Genomic DNA, 507 nt, shown 5'->3' with positions numbered 1-507 from the left:
AATAGTGAAGTGATTACAATAATGATATTATTTCATTTTGGCGCTTTCAAAAATCTCAAACATTTTTACTTATACTATGTAAAAGAGCATCTTAACAAAGAATTTCCGCAAACTGTTTCATACAATAGATTTGTTGAATTGATGCAAAAAACAGCTCTCCCAATGACTCTATTTCTAAAAACATGTTGTTTGGGCAGTTGTACAGGAATCTCTTATGTGGATTCTACACCTATTCGTGTATGTAAGAATAAGCGTATACCTAGACATAAGGTTTTTGATGGTTTAGCTCAACGAGGTAAATCAACTATGGGATACTTCTTTGGATTTAAACTTCATTTTATTATCAATGAAAAGGGCGAAATCTTAAACTTTATTATTACTCCAGGGAATACAGATGATAGAGAACCTCTTAAAAACCAAAATTTTATTGAGAAAATAAAAGGCAAACTTTATGCAGACAAAGGATATATTTCCCAAAAACTCACTGAAGTACTTTTTGTCGATGGA

Annotated in this window: 1 protein-coding gene; it reads left to right on the top strand. The window is 31.0% G+C overall.

The window, feature by feature from the left end:
• Positions 1-507: IS982 family transposase (locus OM075_RS25545; protein ID WP_301193383.1), on the top strand; the 507-nt coding region annotated here is incomplete at both ends.

The organism is Plebeiibacterium sediminum (assembly GCF_026013605.1).
GTDB lineage: Bacteria > Bacteroidota > Bacteroidia > Bacteroidales > Marinilabiliaceae > Saccharicrinis > Saccharicrinis sediminus.
The sequence above is the reverse complement of the archived record's forward strand: the minus strand, read 5'-3'. Positions and strand labels throughout refer to the sequence as shown.